Annotated in this window: 14 protein-coding genes; 9 read left to right on the top strand and 5 right to left on the bottom strand. The window is 65.1% G+C overall.

Annotated elements, in window-relative coordinates; genetic code table 11:
• Positions 1–31 precede the first annotated feature (31 nt).
• A complete protein-coding gene (locus tag B3547_RS10370) occupies positions 32–1,180 on the bottom strand; it encodes a hypothetical protein (RefSeq protein WP_136958161.1) in 1,149 nt (382 codons plus the stop codon).
• 194 nt (positions 1,181–1,374) lie between these two features.
• Between B3547_RS10370 and B3547_RS10365 the strand changes: the two genes are divergently transcribed.
• Positions 1,375–2,568, top strand: coding sequence for a tyrosine-type recombinase/integrase (locus B3547_RS10365; protein ID WP_136958160.1), 1,194 nt, complete (start codon positions 1,375–1,377; stop codon positions 2,566–2,568).
• Positions 2,569–2,882: 314 nt separating this feature from the next.
• On the opposite strand, the gene B3547_RS10360 is transcribed toward B3547_RS10365, so the two are convergent.
• Genes B3547_RS10360 through B3547_RS10350 form a run of 3 tightly spaced genes read right to left on the bottom strand, consistent with a single transcriptional unit; the run spans position 2,883 to position 5,087 of the window.
• Positions 2,883–3,761 (bottom strand): AAA family ATPase, encoded by an 879-nt coding sequence (locus tag B3547_RS10360; RefSeq protein ID WP_009824028.1) that lies wholly within the window; start codon positions 3,759–3,761, stop codon positions 2,883–2,885.
• Entirely contained in the window at positions 3,688–4,572 is an 885-nt protein-coding gene (locus tag B3547_RS10355; RefSeq protein ID WP_226018257.1) for a Mu transposase C-terminal domain-containing protein, read from the bottom strand. The genes B3547_RS10360 and B3547_RS10355 overlap by 74 nt, the downstream gene beginning before the upstream one ends.
• Positions 4,557–5,087 carry a helix-turn-helix domain-containing protein gene (locus tag B3547_RS10350; RefSeq protein WP_226018256.1) on the bottom strand — a complete coding sequence of 177 codons (531 nt, stop codon included), beginning with the start codon at positions 5,085–5,087 and terminating at the stop codon, positions 4,557–4,559. The genes B3547_RS10355 and B3547_RS10350 overlap by 16 nt, the downstream gene beginning before the upstream one ends.
• A 191-nt stretch (positions 5,088–5,278) precedes the next feature.
• On the opposite strand from B3547_RS10350, the gene B3547_RS10345 reads away from it, so the two are divergent.
• A complete protein-coding gene (locus tag B3547_RS10345) occupies positions 5,279–5,851 on the top strand; it encodes a recombinase family protein (RefSeq protein WP_021224432.1) in 573 nt (190 codons plus the stop codon).
• A 289-nt stretch (positions 5,852–6,140) separates the two neighbouring features.
• Entirely contained in the window at positions 6,141–7,343 is a 1,203-nt protein-coding gene (locus B3547_RS10340; protein WP_013039112.1) for an aspartyl protease family protein, read from the top strand.
• Here B3547_RS10340 and B3547_RS10335 read toward each other — a convergent pair.
• Complete coding sequence (locus B3547_RS10335; RefSeq protein WP_007406847.1) at positions 7,337–7,756, bottom strand: MerR family transcriptional regulator; 420 nt, start codon at positions 7,754–7,756, stop codon at positions 7,337–7,339. The two genes, B3547_RS10340 and B3547_RS10335, sit on opposite strands and share 7 nt — an antisense overlap.
• A gap of 75 nt (positions 7,757–7,831) precedes the next feature.
• Between B3547_RS10335 and B3547_RS10330 the strand changes: the two genes are divergently transcribed.
• The 6 genes from B3547_RS10330 to B3547_RS10305 all read left to right on the top strand — a co-directional run.
• Positions 7,832–8,458: a cation transporter gene (locus B3547_RS10330; RefSeq protein WP_004212870.1), complete on the top strand. Its 627-nt coding sequence runs from the start codon at positions 7,832–7,834 to the stop codon at positions 8,456–8,458.
• Complete coding sequence (locus tag B3547_RS10325) at positions 8,458–10,425, top strand: cytochrome c/FTR1 family iron permease (RefSeq protein ID WP_004212871.1); 1,968 nt, start codon at positions 8,458–8,460, stop codon at positions 10,423–10,425. The genes B3547_RS10330 and B3547_RS10325 overlap by 1 nt, the downstream gene beginning before the upstream one ends.
• Positions 10,426–10,498: 73 nt before the next feature.
• The gene (locus B3547_RS10320; protein ID WP_007406840.1) at positions 10,499–10,795 is read left to right on the top strand and encodes a hypothetical protein; all 297 of its coding nucleotides are present in this window, start codon (positions 10,499–10,501) and stop codon (positions 10,793–10,795) included.
• A 60-nt stretch (positions 10,796–10,855) separates the two neighbouring features.
• A complete protein-coding gene (locus B3547_RS10315) occupies positions 10,856–12,133 on the top strand; it encodes a TolC family protein (RefSeq protein ID WP_004212875.1) in 1,278 nt (425 codons plus the stop codon).
• Positions 12,133–13,311, top strand: coding sequence for an efflux RND transporter periplasmic adaptor subunit (locus B3547_RS10310; RefSeq protein ID WP_004212877.1), 1,179 nt, complete (start codon positions 12,133–12,135; stop codon positions 13,309–13,311). The genes B3547_RS10315 and B3547_RS10310 overlap by 1 nt, the downstream gene beginning before the upstream one ends.
• 3 nt (positions 13,312–13,314) lie before the next feature.
• A partial coding sequence (locus B3547_RS10305; RefSeq protein ID WP_042469577.1) for an efflux RND transporter permease subunit occupies positions 13,315–14,618 on the top strand: 1,304 nt, incomplete at its 3' end.

The raw sequence follows: 14,618 nt of genomic DNA, 5'->3' as shown, positions 1-14,618 counted from the left end.
GACACTTGCCTACAGGGGAGGGCGGGTAGCTCTATGGCTTGGTTGCCGCATAGAATTGCGGATGCATCGCCCGTCGCAGCGTCTCGACCTTCGCCAGCTCGTCCAGCTGCGCTGAACTCGAAAGGCCAGGCGCCTTTCTCAGTTGTCCGGCCAGCTGGAGCACTGCCCGCTGAAACGCTTTGTTGCTGCTGGCACGCTGCCGGACGCCGAGATTGTAGAGCTCGGCAAGATCGAGCGCGAGCAAGGCGACCGCTTCGGGAATATCGGCGAGGACGATGTCGCGGATGGTGGCGACATACTCATGTTCGCCGCGCCCGTAGAGATTGAGCTCGACCAGGCCATTGGCCATCAGGTGGCCGAGCGGCTCGCCGGCGAAATGGACGCGACCCGCGGCGGCGACCAGGCCGTGGGTCAGATTCCACTCCAGCTTGGCGCGAATGCGGGCAAGCCAGCGCGAAAGCAGCAGGAACTTGTGGCGGAAGGCCTGCTCGAAGGGATGGCTGTGGGCGGGCCAAACCTCGAAGGCCGCGGGTATGCGCTCGAGTTGCTCGATGAGATGGGGGCCGTTGAAGAACGACTCTGCGCTGAAATGGCGCAATTCGAGATAGCCCTTCAAGAGCTTGCCGAAGTTGGCGGCGTAGCCTTTGTCGCGTCCGGCACTCGCATCGAGCAGATTGCCGAGGGCCGTTCCGAGTAGGAACTTGCCTTCCGGATCTTGCGCCAGATGGCGCAGCAGCGGAACGCCTACAGCATGGCGTTGCAGGCCAGTGTAGCGGCTGAACAGCCGATCGTTGTTCGCGAGCAGCAGCAGTTCATCGACGCCGAGGATGAAGCGGTCCGGATCGAGCCGGTAGCCATCACCGGCATCAATGTTGATGTGCCAACCGCAGCCATCGGTGTGTTCACTGGCGAAGAAATTGAAATCGCCGTCGATCTCGTAGATTGCCTCGTAGAGTTCGGTTCTGACCGCCTCAGCTTCGTCGAGGGGCAACGGAGGAGTCAACAGTTCCACGCCGGCGAGGCGGCATTCCGGCCAATTCAATGGGTCCAGCCCATATTCCGGGACAACGTAGAAGCCGGGGCGCTTCGGGGATTTGGAGGGGGCTGACCAAGATCGTCCTGTCAGCTCGCGCAATTTTGACGCGAAGGCCCGGCAGAAGGTCGGCGAAGCCTCGTCCATGGCCTCACCCTCACGTAGTTCTCGTTCGAAACGGGGATCGCCTAGGTCACCGAGGATGACCTCCAATTCGAAGCCAGCACGCCAGGAAGGGACCGCGGACATGACAGGGAAGGTAGTTCAATTCAGCGGCGTGTAAATGCGCGTGCCGCATTGCCATCAATTATGGCACGCGAACCCTGTCACGGAAGGCGTCGATGACGTCAATTTTGGCAGCCGACATCAGGGCGCCGGCCGACCTTGCGTGGACGATCGTGCAGATGCGCGCCGGCGAGCGCATCACCGTCAACGAGGGCCTGATCGCCGCCTATCAGGCCGCTTCATCGCCCCACAGCATCCGTGCGCTCAAGTCCGACGTCGAGGCGTTCGATGCGTGGTGTCGGCGCAACAACCGGATTGCACTGCCGGCCACGCCCGAGATCGTCGCCGACTATCTCGACGCGCGGGCAGGGCAGGGGGCCAAGCCCGCCTCGCTTGGCCGCTACAAGGCGTCGATCGCCAAGATCCATCAGCTGCTTGATCTCAAGGATCCCACCCAGGCTGATCTCGTGAAGCTGCGGCTACGCGCGATCCGGCGCGAGAAGGGCACCGCGCAGGCTCAGGCGCGTCCCTTGCGCTTCAAGGGGCCAGTGCGAGACGTGGAGCGCGACAGTCCTCGCGGACTGAATGTGCGAGCTTTGCTGGAGGCGTGCGCGGGCGATCTGCCAGGCTTGCGGGACCGAGCCCTGTTGTCGGTGGCCTATGACACGGGGCTCCGTGCATCGGAGCTCGTCGCAATCAGCATCAATGACATTCTCGAGGCGCTTGATCCCGAAGCGCGCCTCCTCGCCATCGCGCGAAGCAAAGGCGATCAGGAGGGCGAGGGAGCCACAGCCTATTTGTCGCCCCGCTCTGTGCGGGCTGTCGCGGCGTGGAGAGAGGCCGCTGGGATCGACGCGGGGCCGTTGTTCCGGCGGGTGCAGGTACGGCGCTACAAAGCGCGGGCGGCTGTGAAGGGTCGTTCGATCGACAGCATCTCGGGCCGGGAGACCTGGGATCTGCGCAAGACGCTGTCCAAGCCCGCTGTGAAGGCGCGGGTCGAGTATGACATCGGCGCCGTGGCGCTGCACCCGGGCTCGATCGGACCAATCTTTCGGTCGATCATCGGCCGCGCGTTCGACCGTGGCGCGCTGCCCGATTTGACGGCGGACGATCTGGCGCGGTTGCTGAAGGGGATCAGTGCGCACTCGACGCGGATCGGGCTCAATCAGGACCTGTTCGCCAGCGGGGAGGATTTGGCCGGCATCATGGACGCGCTGCGGTGGAAGTCGCCGCGGATGCCGCTCGCTTATAATCGCAATCTCGCGGCAGAGCAGGGGGCGGCGGGGCGCCTTATGGCGAAGATTGGCTAGTCATGACGGCCTAAATAGGTCTTTGGATGATGCCGTGCGACCACACGACGGCGGCAGGTAGATCGAGGGATTTGCGCAGCGGCAAGAACCGGAGAAGGGAGGCTGAGCCCCCGGGGTCTTGAGCTACAACGTTAAGCCTAAGAAACGGGCAGGGGCCTGGTAGCGCGTAGTGTATGAGCGAAGCCACCATCGCTCAAACTCATCAGCACAGTCCAATTTCGAAGAGGAAACAAGAAAGTGGTTCCGGAAACGGTATGGATCTTATCCTGTGTAAACGCTCGCGCTAAATGGCGGCGTTCTGATCGCGCTATTTGTCAGTTGCCGGGTCCGATGACGAGGCAATCGCGCGCGGCCTGAACGATGTCAGCGGTGACCTCCTCGACGCGGTTGAGGGTCATGATCCGCCGCATCTGCGCGAACAGGCGCTCCATGAGCCGGAAGTTGCCGCGCGTGATGCGGATCACGGCTGCCTGCGCTTCGATCGCGTCGAGTTGGGCCGGGTCGAAGCTGATCCCGAAATCGCCGGCGTGGGTCGCGAGCAGCAGCCGCATTTCGGTCTCGGTAAGCGGTTTGAACTCGTGGACGAAGCCGATCCGCGAGTAGAGCTGGGCATAGCGGGCGAGGCGCTTCTCCAAGCCCGGCATACCCATCAGGATCAGCCCGAAGCCGTGGCGATCGGCCATGTCGCGGAGATGTTCGAGCGACTTTATGGTCAGGCGGTCGGCCTCGTCGACGATGACGAGGGGGCAGGCGATGCGGGCGGCGTCATGGGTGATTTCGTCCTGCGAGCCGCCCGCGACCGTCAGCCGGGCATAGCCCAGCTTAATGAGGTTGAGGCCCAACACCGCGTCGATCGTCTTGGGCGTGTTGCTGACCGACACGGTGTAGAAGACGGCGCGGCAGCGAGCGACCTTTTCGCCAAGGAGCGCGGCAATGGGACGGAGCGCGGCATATTCCCCCAGGTCGGGGAAGCTGGAAAACTCGCGCGCCGATCGCGTCTTTCCGACGCCCGGCCGGCCATGACACACGCCGATATAGCGGTAGTGCGCGCAGGCTTCGGCAAACTCGACGAACCGGGCATGTTCGCGGGTCGCCAGGAACGGCTGCTCGACCAGGAACTCAATCGTCAGCGGCGTAGAGCCGGAGCCCTCGGTAGGTGGTGGGCCGGGAAGCCGTATCCTCTTGGTCGCCATCGAAGGTCTCCGTGGGGGCAGGCACCTGCTTGTCGCGCTCCTTCGCGCCGCGCCGGGCGCGCTGGATCGCGCGCAACGACGGGTGCCCAGCGTGCTCGGAGCTGAGCGCACGGCAGACGAACCGGCCCTGGTGGTAGACGTGGATCTCGGTCAGGTCGCGGGGGTCATAGACCGCCTCGACCTGCTCGCCGACGAAGGCCGCGAGCGTGGGTTCGACATAGCGCCTGCCCATCAGACGGATGCCGTCGCGCAGCACTTTACGGGGCTTGGGCACGTGCACGAGCAGCATGTCGAGCTGTTCAAGGCTGTCGGGCATTGCGGGCAGGAACCCGCCCTTCTGCCAGCGCGTGATCGGCGGTTCGCCGGTGCTGCCATGCGGGCGACGATGATAGACGCCGCACACGAACGCCTCGAAGCGGGCGCGCAGCTCGTCGAGCGTGAGCACTGGCGCCGACAGCGGCTTGCCCGCGATCAGGTGGCCGGGCAGGTCGGGCAGGAACATGTCGTTGATGGTGCGGAACAGCCGCTCGATCTTGCCGCGCCCGCGAGGACGCCCCGGCAGCGAATGGATGAGGCGGATTTTGAGGGCGATGCACGCCTGCTCGATATGCTCGGAGATGAAATCCGAGCCGTTGTCGACGTAAAGCTGTTCGGGAATGCCGCTGACGATCCATTCGGGATTGGGCTTGCGCCAGATCGCCTGCCGCAAGGCGAGCGCCGTGTTGAGGGCACTGGGGGCATCGAGGCTGAGGAAGTAACCGGCGATGGCTCGGCTGTGATCGTCAACGATGACGGTCAGCCAAGGACGCACCGGGTTCCGGCATCATCGAGCACGAGAATGTCGAGAACGGTATGATCGGCCTGCCACATCTCGTTCGAGGTCGCGGCTTCGCGCCGATGCACTAGCTCGTGCTGGTCGCGGTAGACGGCCGGATCGGAGGCTGCGGCGATCTGGCTTGCCGGTATCGCCCTGACGACACGCGCGACGGCCGCATAGCTGGGGGTTCGGTGTCCATGCGCGATGGCGAGTTCCTGCACCTTTCGGTGAATGGCGGCGACCGGGGGTCGCGGGCGCTTGGTGGCGAGAGTGCGGGTCAGTTCGACCAGATGTTCCGGCAGGTGCAGCCTGCCCCGATCGTTGCGCGGCAGACGCGCGAGACCGGCAAGTCCTTCGGCACGGTAGCGCCCGAGCCAGCGCTGCAACGTCCGCTCGCTCAGCGTGCCGGTGCGGGCGAGGTCCGCGAGCGGGATGCCATCGGCGAGGTGCGGTTCAAGGACGCGGTAGCGCTCGATCGCCAGCGGCGGGACAAGCGCCGGATGCGTCACCGCCGACGGTCCGTGTCGCAGGTAAGGAAAACGGAGATTTGCCTGCCCATCGCCATGCGAGTCCGCTCGCGTTGCCAAACCGGCCTGTTCGACGTAAATCTACCCGGTAAAGAAAACTAGGGCAACATAGACCTGCCGATGACGACTTTCTTCCCAAACCGCGCCCGATCGGGGCGCCACCGGCCCTACGCATGAAAATCGGTTACGCCCGCGTATCGACCGCCGAGCAGAACCTGGACCTCCAGCGTGATGCGCTGAAGGCTGCCGGCTGCGAGAAGGTCATCACCGACAAGGCCTCCGGGGCGACTGCCGCTCGCCCTGGATTGGAAAAGGTGAAGGAGCTGCTTCGCGCCGGCGACACACTGGTGGTCTGGCGCCTCGACAGGCTCGGCCGCTCGCTCCGTGATCTGATCGGATGGATGACCTACCTCGACGAGGAAAAGGTCGGGCTGCTGAGCCTGCACGAGGCGATCGACACGACCACCACGTCGGGCAAGCTTACCTTCCACCTGTTCGGGGCATTGGCGGAGTTCGAGCGCAACCTGATCCGCGAGCGGACCCAGGCCGGTCTCACCGCAGCCCGCGCTCGCGGCAAGAAGGGTGGCCGGCCGGCCGCACTCGGCAAGGAAAAGCGCGACCTGCCCGTCAGGCTCTACCACGAGAACACGATGCCGATCGCCAAGATTTGCTCGATGCTCGGCATCTCCAAGCCAAAACTCTACGCCTATGTGCGATCGGCCGAGACCAAGCCGGTAGCCGCGTAGCGACGCTCGCCGACAAATAGCGCGATCAGAATGCCGCCACTTAGCGCGAGCGTTTACACCGTTTGCGGTCCCGATCGGCCCAGCGTCCCCCGGAACCGTTCGTTATCGGGAAGGCATCTAAGCGGTCTGCACCATCCTTCATCTAAAGTTCTCCAAGCGCTTCTGAGGATTTTCGGGCGCACCAAAAGCACTTGCTCCTCCAGTGGCTGGAGCATGTAACCGCAATTTGCTCTCCTGCGGACGGGGGGCTGGAGGTGGCTTTTTGACGGCCCGTGTTGAAGCAATCGGTATGTCTCGACGCTCATTAGTGGCGCGGCTGGTGGCCTGTGGAACCGGCTTGGTGCTCGGTTCTCCAACGCTCGCGCGACAGACTTCCCGGTCTGCGGGCTCGTGGAACTTCGGTGCGGCTCACCTCGAATGGGAGCCGCTGGAAGTCGGCACGGGTGATACCCTCCTTGTTTCGGCACAAGTGCGCGGAGTGCCGGTGCGGGCGGTGCTCGACAGTGGCAGCGGCGCGTCGATCATGAGCACGGCGCTCGCGGCGAAGCTCGGCTTGAACGATGGTGAGCGGCGCATGATTAGCGGGCTGAGCGCCAAGGCCCCGGTGCTGCTGGTCCGCGACATCGACGTACAGCTCGCCCGCGAAACCCGTCGCTTACCCTTTGCCGTCGTTGGTGATCTGAGTTCAGTGTCGGCGGCCTTCGGACGACCGATCGATATCCTCCTCGGTGCCGATATGTTCACGGGTAGCTGCATCGCGCTCGATTTCGCGAAAAGGCGTATGGCGGTCGTCAAGTCAGGCACGTTTCTCGCCGGTCCCGACTGGCGCGCTGTCGCGCTCGGGCGCGGTGCCAAGCAGGAGCTGTTCATTCGAGCTTCCGTCTCGGGTTTGCCTCCCGTGCCCTTGATGATCGATCTTGGCAGCTCGGCCGCGCTGATGCTCTCGTCGGCCTATGCCCGCGATCAAGGGCTGTTGAACGGGAAGCTCGTCTCGACCGCGGCGATCGGCGGCGTCGATGGTGTGCGTATCAACGATGCTTTCACGATCCAGAACATCAACATCGAAGGGCTTGGCGTCTCGAACGTCCCCACACTCGGGATGAGAGCTTGGCTCTCCACCAGCACGGTTGGCAATGTCGGCCTACCGCTGATCGCTCAATTCGACGTGGTGTTCGACGTGACCGCCGGATTCGTGTGGCTCCGGCCACTCGGTCCTCGTCGTCGCCTGCCGATGCTGAAGGACCGTAGCGGCCTTGGCCTCGCAGCCTCACCAACGGCGCTCACCGTTGTTCATGTGGCGGCGAACAGTCCCGCGGAAAAGGCTGGCTGGGCGGTCGGCGACCGGATCGTGGCGGTGAACGGCCATTCGATCGATGCGAACTATACGCGTGGGGAGCTCTGGCAAGTGCGCTCCCGGCCTGCTGGCACCCTCGTAAAGCTGACGATGGCCTCGGGTGATGTGCGCGAGCTCAGGCTGGCCGATTATTATTGATCGGCTTGAGGGTGGCCTTTGCCGATCGCCTTCATGATCCGACAATCGGCCATGCGCGCCTTGGTGCAGCTCTGGCTGAGCATTGCCAACTCATCCCGCAACACCGCGAGTTGCGCCAGTCTCTCCTCCACATCCTTGAGGTGCTGAGCAGCGATAGCTGAGGCGGCACCACAATCCTGGTCCGGGTTCTGCGCCAGCCCCATCAACGAACGGATCTCGTCGACGGAGAAGCCAAGCCGGCGACCGTTGCGGATGAAGTGCAAACGCTCAATGTCACTGGCATCGTAGGTTCTGCGACCCGACGCCGTGCGAGGGGCGGATCGGAGCAACCCGATCGACTCATAAAAGCGGATCGTCGTCACCTTCGTCGAGGTCTCGCTGGCGAGCTGCCCAATCATCACCGGCTTCATCATGCCATCCTTGCTTATGCGAACGTGTCGCACATTTCGCTTGCTTCTACAGCGACTGGAGGTGGTAAGGAAGGCCGCATGAATGCTTCTACCGAAAGCTGCGGGTGCCACGGGGAGCCCGCGCGCGCGCAAACCGATCCGGCCTATCGCCGTGCGCTGCTGACCGTCGTGGTGCTCAACCTCGGCTTCGGAGTCGCCGAGCTGTTCGGCGGGTTCATCGCCGATAGCCAAGCGCTGAAAGCGGATTCCCTCGATTTTCTCGGGGACGGGTCGATCAGCCTTATCGGTCTTCTCGCGCTTGCCTGGTCCGCACGGGCGAGGGCAAAGGTCGCGCTGACGCAGGGGTTGTTTCTCGGTGCGCTTGGCGTGGGCGTAATCGGTTTCGCGATTTGGCGCGCCCTGAACGCAACCGCGCCCGATGCCGAACTGATGGGCACAATCGGCGTTGTCGCGCTCGCGATCAATGTCGTGTCCGCCTTGGTGCTTGCGCGTTTCCGGGAAGGGGACGCCAATGTTCGCGCGATCTGGCTGTTCAGCCGCAACGACGCGCTCGCCAACGTGGCGGTGATCGCCGCAGCCGGTCTGGTGGCGTGGACAGGAAGCGCCTGGCCGGACCTCGCCGTCGCCGGCCTCATCGCCCTCCTGTTCCTCCACTCCGCTTATGAAATCGTCACTGGCGCTCGGCGCGAATTGGGAGAGCGGTAGTGCGTCTGCTCGCGTTGATCCGGGCAATGCTCTCGTTGCGGCTGCTCTCCGCGCTCGCGGCGCTGCTGATCCCTGCTGCGGCAATCGCCGAACCCGGCGACGTGCAAACCGCATGGCGGCTGCTCGACTATATGGCCGTCGATTATGGCGGCGCGGTCGCCAACGGTCGGATCAAGAGCACGTCGGAATATGCCGAGATGACGGAGTTCGCCGCGTCGGTCTCGACACGGCTTCAGGGCCTGCCGGCGAAGCCGGAGCGTCAAGCCCTCATCCAGCGGGCTGCCAACCTCCAGGCGGTGATCGCGGAAAAGGGACCGACTGAACAGGTGGCAACATTGGCGCACGGGCTCGCGGCCGATCTGTTGCGCGCCTACCCGGTGCCGCTCGCGCCCGATAAGGCTCCGAACCTCGTCTCCAGCGATGCCCTGTTCCGACAATCCTGCGCGTCCTGCCACGGGATGACGGGCAACGGCCGTGGCCCTGACGCCGCCAAGCTCGCTACGCCCCCGATTGCTTTCACCGATGCCGAGCGCGCGCGCCAGCGCAGCGTGTTCGCGCTCTATCAGGTGGTGACGCAAGGCATCGACGGGACCGCGATGCAGAGCTTCGCCGATCTGCCCAACGATCAGCGCTGGGCGTTAGCATTCCGAGCCGGGAGCTTCGCCTTCACGGATGCGCAGGCGCGCGAAGGCGAGCGGCTTTGGAAATCCGACCCGACCCTTCGCCGGCGCATTCCGGACCTGAAAACCCTGGTCGCGCTCACCCCGGCCGCGCTCGGCGCGGCGATCGGCGACGCCAAGGCTGACCCAGTGCTCGCGTTCCTGCGTCGTCATCCCGAACAGGTGATACAACAGGCTCCCGGCTCGCTCGCGGTCGCCCGCGCCAAACTCGCCGAAAGCGTGGCGGCTGCGCGGCGCGGCGATGCGCGCATGGCGAAAGAGCTGGCGCTGTCGGCCTATCTCGATGGGTTCGAGCCGATCGAGCCAACACTCACCGCGCGCGACGCGACGCTGATGGGTCGAATCGAGGGCGCGATGGGGGAGTTCCGCGCCTCGATCGACCGGGGCGCGTCGCCCGATGATCTCGCGGAGAAGGTCGCAGTACTGGGCGGCCTTTTCGACGATGCGGAAGCGGCGCTCGCGCCTGATGCCGCCACCGAAGCGTCCACGTTCCTGGGCGCGTTCACGATCCTGCTGCGTGAAGGGCTCGAAGCCCTGCTCATCGTTGTCGCCATGATCGCGTTCCTGCGTAAAGCCGAGCGCGGCGAGGCGCTGCGGTACGTGCATGGCGGCTGGGTCAGCGCGATCATCGCGGGCGGGATCACCTGGGCGGTCGCCACCTATGCGATCGGGATCAGCGGTGCGAGCCGGGAGCTGACGGAAGGGTTTGGCTCGCTGTTCGCCGCGGTCGTGCTGCTCTCGGTCGGGATTTGGATGCACGGCAAGGCGCAGGCCGATCAGTGGCAGCGCTATATTCGCGAGAAGATGTCGCGGGCGCTCTCGGGCGGGTCGGGCTGGTTCCTGTTCGGGCTGGCGTTCGTCGTAGTTTATCGCGAGGTCTTCGAGACGATCCTGTTCTATGCCGCGCTTTCGGCGCAAGGTGACAACGGGATGCTTCTCGCGGGGGCCGGGTCGGCGATTGGACTGCTCAGCCTGATCGCTTGGGCCATGCTTCGCTACAGTCGCAAGCTGCCGATCGCGCAGTTCTTCCGCTATAGCTCCTGGCTCATGGCGGTCCTGACCGTCGTGCTGGCGGGTAAAGGCGTCGCCGCGCTCCAGGAAGCCGGCCTTATCAACATCGCACCGCTCGCGGACGTGCCACGGCTGTCGATGCTCGGCGTGTTTCCCACTTGGCAATCGGTGCTGGCGCAACTCCTGATGGCGGTCGCCATTGCGGTCGGGTTCGCCTGGAACGGGCGCGACCGATCCCGCTCGGGTTCCGGCTCAGTGACCCTTGGTTCGAATTAGTGCAATGACATGAAAACCCTTCCGTGATAGAGGCAAGCTAGTGCGAGCCTTTTTGCCTTTCCTGACATGCCTGATGCTGGTCCTGACCAGCTTCTCCGGCATGGCCCATGCCGCCGATCTGGCGGGGGGAAGCATCGCGGGCGTTGAGTTCACGGTCCATACCGCCGGTGACATCGATCAGGTGCCATCGGACTCGGACAAGAATGTCCCGCATCATCACAATTATTGTCACGGACACGACGTCGGCGCGCCTGCGCGCACGACGATGGAATATACCCCCGTCCTCACAGTGCCCAAGCCGACAATCTCCGCCTCTGCGTCGCTCGACGGCCGCACCGGCATGGTCCATTTGAGGCCCCCCCAAGCCTGACGTCCGATTTGGGCGTGCGTTGGCGCGCCCCTGTCGATCATCGTCAGGAGTCCTATTTTCATGAATCGTATCCTCGCGGCCATGCTGGCCGCAGCGTCTTGCGCCACGATGGCGCAGGCGCAGGTCGGACCGTCCGCGCCTGTTGCGCAGGATGCGCCGGTCTACACGCTTGACCAAGCGGTCAGTGCAGCGGGCGGTTCGGCCCCTGCTGCGGAAGCGGCGACAGCTGGAATCGACGCGGCCCGTGCAGGTCGCACAGTCGCCGGCTTGCGGCCCAATCCGGTGGTTCAAGGCCAAGTCGAGAATGTCATCGGCTCCGGGCCGTATCGGGGGGTCCGCAGCGCGGAAACCACGGTCGGCTTTGCGATCCCGATCGAGCTAGGCGGCAAGCGCGGCGCCCGCGTCGCGGTCGCCAATGCGCAATTGTCCCGGGCCGAGATCCAGGCCGCGATCATCGCGGCGGATGTCCGGCTTCAGGTAACGCAGCTCTATGTCGAAGCGGTCGCGGCCGATCGCCGGGTAATGACAGCCCGCGATCAGGCCCGGATCGCCAGCGATGCGCTGCGGGCCGCGAGCGTTCGCGTGCAGGCAGGGCGGGCATCGCCACTCGAGCAACAGCGCGCGGATGTCGCGCGTATCAATGCCGACGCCAATGTGGAGCGGCAGCTTCGCTTGGCCGAGGCGGCCCGCGCCAATCTGGCGCGTCGGATCGGACGGCCGATCGACGGCCTGCTCGATGACACGCTGCTCGATCGCCTTCCCGGTGTGAACGTCTATGGGCCGTTGGCACCGGTCAACACGACCGGCACACTCGCGCTGGCGGCAGCCAACGCGGATTTCTCCATTGCCGAAGCCGGCGTGCGGCTCGCGCGCGCCAATCGCGTGCCTGACCTGAACGTCGGGCCGTCGATCCGCCGCCTGGAAGCGACCAACGACATGGCGGCGGTGTTCAGCGTGTCGATCCCGATCCCGGTGTTCAACAATGGTCGCGCCGCGATTGCGCAGGCGACCGCGCAGCGGACCCAGGCGGATGCGCAGCGCCGCGTGACCGCGCTCGACATCGAACAGGCGATCACGGACGCGCAGGCGCAGGCGGCCAATGCCGCAACGACGGCTCGTGCGGCGTCGGGGCCGGCGCTGGCGGCTGCACAGGAGGCCGCCCGCATCGCGCGGATCGGCTATCGCGAGGGCAAGTTCGGCCAGCTCGAATTGCTCGATGCTGAACGCACGCTCGCCGAAACGCGGGTCGCCGCGATCGACGCGCTTGCCAATTACCAGAATGCCCGCGCGCAAGTGGAGCGACTGACCGCTCGTGCGCCCAATGGGGGGAATCAGTGATGAAGAGCTTTTATCTCGCGGGCGCGGCGTCGCTCGCCCTGCTCTTGGCTGCCTGCGGCGGCAAGGATGGCGGAAACGAGGCAACTGCCGAAGGCGCAGCTGCCAATGAGACGGCAGCGGGCACGGAAAAGGGCGGTGCTGAAGGCGGTCATGCCGGTGAAGGCGTCGTCACATTGGGTGCCGACCAGATCGCCACAGCGGGCGTCCAGGTCGGACGGCCGATCATCGGCGGGGCCGGGACGATCGAGCTGCCCGCGATCATCGAGGGCGACCCACAGGGAACGCAGGTCGTCTCGGCCGCAATTGCGGGACGCGTGGTCGCGCTCACCCGTAACCTCGGCCAATCGGTCGGACGCGGCCAGACCATTGCGGTCATCGAAAGCCGCGAGGCGGCGCAGATCAAGGGCGAGGTCGAGGCGGCGCGGGCGCGGCTTCAGCTCGCTAATTCGAACCTCGCGCGCGAACAGCGGCTGTTCGCGCAGAGAGTCTCCCCTGAACAGGATCTGATCGCCGCCCGCACAGCGGCGACGGAGGCGCGGATCGCCCTGACGCAGGCGCAGAGCATGGTTTCGGCGGCGGGTGTCGGCGGCGGCGGGCTCAACCGGCTCGGCATTGCCGCGCCGATCTCGGGCCAGATCATTGCGCGCCCCGTGACGCTGGGACAAACGGTCGCGGCGGATGCCGAACTCTATCGCATCGCCAACCTGAGCCAGGTGTCGATCGCGCTTAATCTCAAGCCCGAGGATGCGGGCCGGGTGCGTCCCGGCAATACGGTGCTGGTGAAGGCGGCAGGCCGTCAGGCGACCGCCCGCGTGACCTTCGTGTCGCCGGCGCTTGATCCGCAGACGCGGCTCGTGCCTGCGCTCGCCACCCTCGACAATCGCGGTGGCGAATGGCGGGTCGGCGAGCCTGTGACGGCAGCCGTGCAGCTCACGGGCAGCGGCGGGAGCGGGGCGGTCCGCGTGCCGACGACGGCGGTCCAGAGTTTCGAGGGCAAGTCGGTCGTGTTCGTGCGCACGCCCACCGGCTTCAAGGCGACCCCGGTCCAGCTCGGCGATGCGTCGGGCGACACGGTGATCGTCCGGTCGGGCCTGACCGGCAACGAACAGATCGCCACCACCGGAAGTTTCACGCTCAAGGCCGAGATCGGCAAGGGCGAAGCGAGCCACGAGGATTAAGCCATGATCGCCCGTATCGTAACCTGGGCGGTCGAGAAGCGCTGGCTAGTCCTGCTCCTCACCGTCATCGTCGCCGCCATCGGCGCCTTTTCCCTCTACCGGCTACCGATCGACGCGGTGCCGGACATCACCAACAATCAGGTCCAGATCAACGTCCGCGCGCCTGCCCTCTCGCCCGAGCTGGTCGAGAAGCAGGTGTCGTTTCCAATCGAAACCGCGCTCGCCGGCACCCCCGGCCTGGAATATACGCGCTCGTTGAGCCGCAACGGCTTCGCGCAGATCACGGCGGTCTTTTCGGACGCGACGGACATCTATTTCGCCCGCCAGCAGGTGGGCGAGCGTCTGCGGGGCGTGCAAGAGAATCTGCCCGACGGCGTGAACCCTGAAATGGGTCCGATCGCGACAGGCCTGGGCGAGGTGTACATGTACACCGTTCGTCTCGATCATCGCGAGGACGACAAGCACAAGCCCGGTGAACCGGGCCAACAGCCCGATGGCAGCTACATCACGCCAGAGGGCGAGCGACTGACGACCGAAGAGGACAAGGCGACCTACCTGCGCACCGCGCAGGACTGGATCGTGACGCCGCTTCTGAAGACCACACCGGGCCTCGCCGGTGTCGACTCGATTGGCGGTTACGCCAAGCAGTTCCTCGTCGTGCCCGACGTGCAGAAGCTGGCCTCGCTCGGCATCACGCTGACGGACCTGGGAAATGCGCTGGAGCGCAATAACACCAGCGTCGGCGGTGGCTTCGTCAATCGCAATGGCGAAGGTCTGGCTGTTCGCTCGGATGCGCTCGTTCGCAATGCCAGCGAGTTGGCCAGGACCGTGATCGCGACACGTAACGGCGTGCCGATCACGGTCGAACAAGTTGCGACTGTGAAGACGGGTCAGGCGATCCGCATGGGTTCGGCATCGGAGAACGGTACCGAAGTCGTCGTCGGCACGGCGATCATGCGGATCGGCGAGAACAGCCGCATCGTGTCGACCGCGGTCGCTGAGAAACTGAAGACGATCAACGCTTCGCTGCCTCCTGACGTCGTAATTCAGCCGGTGCTTAACCGCACCGAGCTGGTCAATTCGACGATCAAGACGGTCGCGAAAAACCTGTCCGAAGGCGCGGTGCTGGTCATCGTCGTGCTCTTCCTGCTGCTCGGCAACTTCCGTGCGGCCCTGATCGCGGCGTTGGTCATCCCGATCACCATGATGCTGACAGGCTTTGGTATGCTGCGCGCTGGGGTCTCGGCCAATCTGATGAGCCTTGGGGCTTTGGACTTCGGTCTGATCGTCGACGGCGCCGTCATCAT

It is taken from the genome of Novosphingobium sp. UBA1939 (genome assembly GCF_002336885.1).
Lineage (GTDB): Bacteria > Pseudomonadota > Alphaproteobacteria > Sphingomonadales > Sphingomonadaceae > Novosphingobium.
The sequence above is the reverse complement of the archived record's forward strand: the minus strand, read 5'-3'. Positions and strand labels throughout refer to the sequence as shown.

Bases quoted from the DNA above. Each gene is read 5' to 3' on its own strand.
- B3547_RS10320 (WP_007406840.1), top strand. From the start codon at position 10,499: ATGCTGGTCCTGACCAGCTTCTCCGGCATGGCCCATGCCGCCGATCTG.
- B3547_RS10335 (WP_007406847.1), bottom strand. From the start codon at position 7,756: ATGATGAAGCCGGTGATGATTGGGCAGCTCGCCAGCGAGACCTCGACG.
- B3547_RS10310 (WP_004212877.1), top strand. From the start codon at position 12,133: ATGAAGAGCTTTTATCTCGCGGGCGCGGCGTCGCTCGCCCTGCTCTTG.
- B3547_RS10315 (WP_004212875.1), top strand. From the start codon at position 10,856: ATGAATCGTATCCTCGCGGCCATGCTGGCCGCAGCGTCTTGCGCCACG.
- B3547_RS10370 (WP_136958161.1), bottom strand. From the start codon at position 1,180: ATGGACGAGGCTTCGCCGACCTTCTGCCGGGCCTTCGCGTCAAAATTG.
- B3547_RS10360 (WP_009824028.1), bottom strand. From the start codon at position 3,761: ATGGCGACCAAGAGGATACGGCTTCCCGGCCCACCACCTACCGAGGGC.
- B3547_RS10340 (WP_013039112.1), top strand. From the start codon at position 6,141: ATGTCTCGACGCTCATTAGTGGCGCGGCTGGTGGCCTGTGGAACCGGC.
- B3547_RS10330 (WP_004212870.1), top strand. From the start codon at position 7,832: ATGAATGCTTCTACCGAAAGCTGCGGGTGCCACGGGGAGCCCGCGCGC.
- B3547_RS10345 (WP_021224432.1), top strand. From the start codon at position 5,279: ATGAAAATCGGTTACGCCCGCGTATCGACCGCCGAGCAGAACCTGGAC.
- B3547_RS10365 (WP_136958160.1), top strand. From the start codon at position 1,375: ATGACGTCAATTTTGGCAGCCGACATCAGGGCGCCGGCCGACCTTGCG.